Origin of the sequence: Nosocomiicoccus massiliensis, assembly GCF_000438455.1 — a bacterium.
GTDB classification, from domain to species: Bacteria; Bacillota; Bacilli; order Staphylococcales; family Salinicoccaceae; genus Nosocomiicoccus; species Nosocomiicoccus massiliensis.
In genome coordinates this window covers 1-5200 of record NZ_CAVG010000047.1, presented here as the reverse complement: position 1 = coordinate 5200, position 5200 = coordinate 1, and the positions used below count along the sequence as shown (strand labels likewise).

The following is a 5200-nucleotide window of genomic DNA, read 5'->3' as shown; positions in this document are numbered from 1 at the left end:
AGATATCGCCGAAGTTAAAGATGGATATTTATATATATTAGATCGTAGAGATGATTTAATTATTAGTGGTGGAGAAAATATTTATCCAAAAGAAATCGAAGATATCGTCTTACAATATACAGATTTAAAAACGTGTGTTGTTGTTAAAAAAGAAGATGAAGAGTGGGGACAAGTTCCTGTTTTACTCATTGAGGAAAATATTGATGAGAGAGCACTCATCAATATTTTTAACACACATTTAGCACGTTATAAGCATCCAAAAGAAATTATAGTCGTTAAAGAAATAAAGTATACGCCATCTGGTAAAATTTCTAGAAAATTAAACCGAGAGGCGTATATCACAACATCTACTTCTTCTTTTTAGGAGGGACAGGGTCAAATCCACCTTTATGAAGCGGATGACATTTTAAAATACGGCGAATAGCTAAATAACTCCCTTTAAATGCACCGTGTTCTTCTACCGCTTCAATCGCATATTGAGAACACGTCGGGTAAAATCGGCATGATGGGGGAGACATCGGCGAAATATATCGTTGGTAAAAACGAATCATTCGTAAAATTATTTTTTTCATATGCACCATCTTTTCTTATTAAATTTAATATAACAGAATAGAAACTTTAATTTCAATTGAGGTGAGCTGATGAAGCGGTTTATAGATGACAATGGTAATTTAGTAGAGTTGTTTTTTGATGAATCAATTGAAGCGACACACTGTCTTGCGATTCCAATTTATAATAATAAATATGTCTTTACTCGACATAAAACTCGTGGCATTGAATTCCCAGGAGGAAAAGTAGAAGCGGGTGAAACGATTATAGAAGCGTTAAAACGAGAAGTATTTGAAGAGACTGGGGGAGTTGTTAAAACTGTCGAGTACCTCGGAACATATAAAGTACATGAGACACGACCATTTTATAAAGCGGTCTATCACGTAGAGTTATCTGATATAGAAGAAAAAAACGACTATTTAGAAACGAAAGGTCCGATATTGTTTCATTCCGTTGAAGAAATAAAAGAAACCGATAAAAGTCGATTACTTAAAGATGATTGTATTTTATATTTATATCGTAAGGTTAATAGTAGGGAGTGTAATGATGAATAATATCTTAATCCATGGTTTAGGATAAAATGAAAAAAGCTGGACAAAGGTCATACATTAATAGAAAAACGCACATTGATTATTTAATCAATGTGCGTTTAATCTTATAAAAGGAGATTAAAATCCGCCTTTTTCAGCGATTTCTTTTACATCATCACCGAATTTTTTGAAGTTTTCTTTGAATGAGTCAATCAGTTGACCTGCTACTTTGTCGTAAGCATCTTTATCTGCCCATGTTTTTCTAGGATTTAATACGTCGCTAGGAACGCCTTCGATTTCTGTTGGAATTTGTAAGCCGAATGTTTCATCAGTAACAAACTCATGGTTTTTAAGTTCGCCTTCAACAGCGTCTGAAACCATTTTACGTGTGTATTTTAGGTTCATACGTTCACCAACACCGTATTCTCCACCAGTCCAACCAGTGTTTACAAGGTAAACTGAAACATCGTGTTCATCGATTAATTCACCAAGTCTATCTGCATATACTGATGCATGTAATGGTAAGAACGGTGCACCGAAGCACGTTGAGAATACTGGTTCAGGAGATGTTACGCCGCGTTCAGTTCCTGCAAGTTTTGATGTAAATCCACTTAAGAAGTGGTACATTGCTTGTTCTTTTGTTAATTTCGCAATTGGAGGGAGTACTCCAAAAGCGTCAGCTGTTAAGAATACGATCGTCTTCGCGTGACCAGCTTTTGATGGTAATACCGCATTGTCGATGTGTTTAATTGGGTACGCTGCACGTGTATTTTCAGTTAGAGAATTATCATCGTAGTCTGGATCTCTTTCATCATCTAAAATAACATTCTCTAATACACTTCCGAATTTAATTGCACGGTAAATTTCAGGTTCTTTCTCTTCAGATAAGTTGATTGCTTTTGCGTAGCATCCACCTTCAATGTTAAAGACACCGTGTTCGTTCCAACCGTGCTCATCGTCACCGATTAGACCACGATTTGGATCTGCAGAAAGTGTCGTTTTACCTGTACCAGATAATCCGAAGAATAACGCTACGTCATCATTTTCTCCGACGTTTGCTGAACAGTGCATACTTAAAATACCTTTTTGAGGAAGTAGGTAGTTCATTACAGAGAAGATAGATTTTTTCATCTCTCCAGCGTATTCAGTTCCACCGATTAAAACGATTTGCTTTTCAAAGTTCACTAAAATAAATGTTTCAGAGTTCGTACCATCTACAGATGGGTCTGCTTTAAATGATGGTGCAGAAACAATTGTAAAGTCAGGTGAAATGTTTAAACCTTCTTCTTTTGTTTCAGGATCGATAAATAAAGCTTTTACGAATAAGTTATGCCATGCGAATTCGTTTACGACACGAATGTTTAAACGTGAATCCGTATCTGCACCTGCATATCCGTTAAATACGAATAATTCATCTTTACTATCTAAGTGATCTAACACTTTGTCGAGTAGTGCATCGAACACCTCACCACTAATTGGTTGGTTTACTTCTCCCCAATCTACAGTGTCTCTTGTCACATCGTCTTCAACGATGAAGCGGTCTTTAGGGCTACGACCTGTATATTTACCAGTTGTTGCAGTGAATGCACCGCTCGATGCAATTTTACCTTCTTTTCTTCTAGATGCGGCTTCTACAAGCTCTGCACGTGATAATTGATTGTTTGTTGAATCTTTTTGTACAAGTGCTTCGATTCTTTTCACAGAGTTTGACATTATATAAATTTCCTCCAAATTTTGTTTATCATCTAATATTTTAATACAAGATACTAAAAGATTCCACCGAATCGAGATATGTTTTAAAAGTACTTGATAATTTCATTGATGTTGTGTATTCTAGTAAACAAGTTATCTCTTATCAAGAGTCGGTGGAGGGAATACCCCCTGTGAAGCCCAGCAACCCCTTCTAACGTAGAAGAATGGTGCTAAAGGTTGCAGAAATAATGATTTCTGAACGATAAGAGAAAAGGGTGGCCTTTTCTCTATGTATGAGAAAAGGCTTTTTTTATCGAAAGGGATAGCTAATATATTTTAAGGAGAAAATATAATGGAACGTAGATTATTTACGTCAGAGTCTGTAACAGAAGGTCATCCAGATAAAGTTGCAGACCAAATTTCAGATGCGATTTTAGACGAGATTATTAAAGACGATAAAGACGCACGTGTTGCATGTGAGACCGTTGTTAACACTGGTCTTGCCATGATCGTTGGAGAAATTTCAACGTCTACGTACGTCGACATTCCTAAAATCGTTAGAAATACGGTACAAGAAATTGGTTATACGAATGCTGAATACGGATATGATTATAAAACGATGTCTGTATTAACAGGAATTGATGAGCAGTCAGTCGATATTGCTCAAGGTGTTGATGGAGAAGGAGATAATGAATCAAAAGAGAGTGGAACGACTGGAGCAGGTGACCAAGGTTTAATGTTTGGTTACGCGACAGACGAAACTAAAGAATTCATGCCACTCCCAATTACTTTAGCGCATAAACTCGCGCGTCGTCTAACAGAAGTGCGTAAAACGCATGTTTTAGACTACCTTCGACCAGATGGAAAAACTCAAGTCACTGTCGAATACGATGAAAATGATCAGCCGTTACGTGTCGATACAATCGTCTTATCCACACAACACGATGAAAAAGTCGCACACAGTGAGATTAAAGAAGATATTAAGCGTGAAGTTATCGATTATGTAATTGATGAAAATCTCATCGACGAAGATACTCGAATTATCATTAACCCGACAGGTCGATTCGTTATCGGTGGACCACATGGAGATGCAGGTTTAACTGGACGTAAGATTATTGTTGATACTTACGGTGGATATGCACGACATGGTGGGGGAGCATTTAGTGGAAAAGACCCAACTAAAGTAGATAGATCTGCAGCATATGCAGCGCGTTACATTGCTAAAAATATCGTTGCGAGTGGTTTATCTAAACAGTGTGAAATTCAGTTATCTTATGCGATTGGTGTTGCTGAACCTGTCTCGATTTCAGTAAATACATTTGGAACAGGTAAAATCGAAGATTCAAAAATTGCAGCCGCAGTACGCAATGAATTTACATTAACTCCAGACGGAATTATTGAGATGTTAGATTTACAGCGTCCGATTTATAAACAAACAGCAAGTTACGGACACTTCGGTCGTCACGATATCGACGTCCCATGGGAAGCACTCGATAAAGTAGATATATTAAAATCATATCTTAATTAGTAAAACAGCTCATCATGAGCTGTTTTAATTTTATTTCTATTTAAATTATTGGTATAATTGACAAAGTTAATCGAAAGGAAAGTGAGTTTTATGTCAACAGAAATACTAACAGAGCCACTATTTATTATCGTTGCAGCTTTGTTACTTATAGTTATTATTTCATTTTTAATTTACTACGTGAAACATCGTAACGAAGTTGAAGAAAATGAAAGATTATATAAAAAGAAAGAAGAAACACTCATCGAAAGTTATGTTAAAAATCAAGAAGATGAGCGTATGGCACATAAAAAAGAAGTGTCTCACTTAAATGAAAAATATTTAGAAGATACAACGCTTTTAAACAATAAATTATCAAGTATCCAACAATTTACTGTTGATAAAGGTGAATATTTAACAGACTTAGCACTATTAAACTTTAAAAATAAACTCGTCACAGAAGAGAGAATTCGCGAGTCTGATATGTACATTCTGTCGAATATTTATTTACCATCTAGAAATTATACGAACACGCGTAAGATTGATCACTTAGTATTAACGCGTACAGGTATTTATTTAATCGATTCAAAATACTGGAGTGGACATATTTTACATGGTGTAACTGAAGAACAGTACGACGAGATTCCTTATTTAGAAGGGATTTTCCAACTGTTAAACTTAGATCCAAACAAAGAACAAACGTTAATATTTGAAAAAGAAAATGATGAAAAAGTTGCTGTAAATTACTACAACAACACGATCGAAGATACTGAAACGACAGCTGAAAAACTGAGAAACGTATTAAAATTACAGTTTGACGTCGTACCTATTATTTACTTTAACCCGAAAGATAACGGTGGTCATACGATTATGAATTACGCAACAGATAGCAATGCGAAAGTAATCGTAGGAACAGAACAACTTG

Annotated in this window: 6 protein-coding genes and 1 riboswitch; of the genes, 4 read left to right on the top strand and 2 right to left on the bottom strand. The window is 35.7% G+C overall.

The features are described from left to right. Window positions 1–364: AMP-binding enzyme (locus TJ68_RS02305; protein ID WP_040928520.1), on the top strand; the 364-nt coding region annotated here is incomplete at its 5' end. Here the strand turns inward: TJ68_RS02305 and yidD are convergent. Further along, window positions 348–572, bottom strand: coding sequence for a membrane protein insertion efficiency factor YidD (gene yidD / locus TJ68_RS08250; protein ID WP_081643641.1), 225 nt, complete (start codon window positions 570–572; stop codon window positions 348–350). The two genes, TJ68_RS02305 and yidD, sit on opposite strands and share 17 nt — an antisense overlap. A gap of 69 nt (window positions 573–641) precedes the next feature. On the opposite strand from yidD, the gene ytkD reads away from it, so the two are divergent. After that, the gene (ytkD, locus tag TJ68_RS02300) at window positions 642–1103 is read left to right on the top strand and encodes an RNA deprotection pyrophosphohydrolase (RefSeq protein ID WP_040928519.1); all 462 of its coding nucleotides are present in this window, start codon (window positions 642–644) and stop codon (window positions 1101–1103) included. A gap of 114 nt (window positions 1104–1217) precedes the next feature. Here the strand turns inward: ytkD and pckA are convergent, their stop codons facing one another. Continuing rightward, entirely contained in the window at window positions 1218–2792 is a 1575-nt protein-coding gene (gene pckA, locus TJ68_RS02295) for a phosphoenolpyruvate carboxykinase (ATP) (protein WP_040928517.1), read from the bottom strand. A gap of 136 nt (window positions 2793–2928) precedes the next feature. Continuing rightward, a riboswitch (SAM riboswitch) is annotated at window positions 2929–3040 on the top strand. Window positions 3041–3123: 83 nt separating this feature from the next. On the opposite strand from pckA, the gene metK reads away from it, so the two are divergent. Beyond that, a complete protein-coding gene (gene metK / locus TJ68_RS02290) occupies window positions 3124–4299 on the top strand; it encodes a methionine adenosyltransferase (protein WP_040928516.1) in 1176 nt (391 codons plus the stop codon). 90 nt (window positions 4300–4389) lie between these two features. Continuing rightward, a partial coding sequence (locus TJ68_RS02285; protein WP_040928515.1) for a nuclease-related domain-containing protein occupies window positions 4390–5200 on the top strand: 811 nt, incomplete at its 3' end.

Excerpts from the sequence above, each read along its gene's own strand:
- yidD (WP_081643641.1), bottom strand. The coding sequence starts at position 572 with ATGAAAAAAATAATTTTACGAATGATTCGTTTTTACCAACGATATATT.
- ytkD (WP_040928519.1), top strand. The coding sequence starts at position 642 with ATGAAGCGGTTTATAGATGACAATGGTAATTTAGTAGAGTTGTTTTTT.
- pckA (WP_040928517.1), bottom strand. The coding sequence starts at position 2,792 with ATGTCAAACTCTGTGAAAAGAATCGAAGCACTTGTACAAAAAGATTCA.
- metK (WP_040928516.1), top strand. The coding sequence starts at position 3,124 with ATGGAACGTAGATTATTTACGTCAGAGTCTGTAACAGAAGGTCATCCA.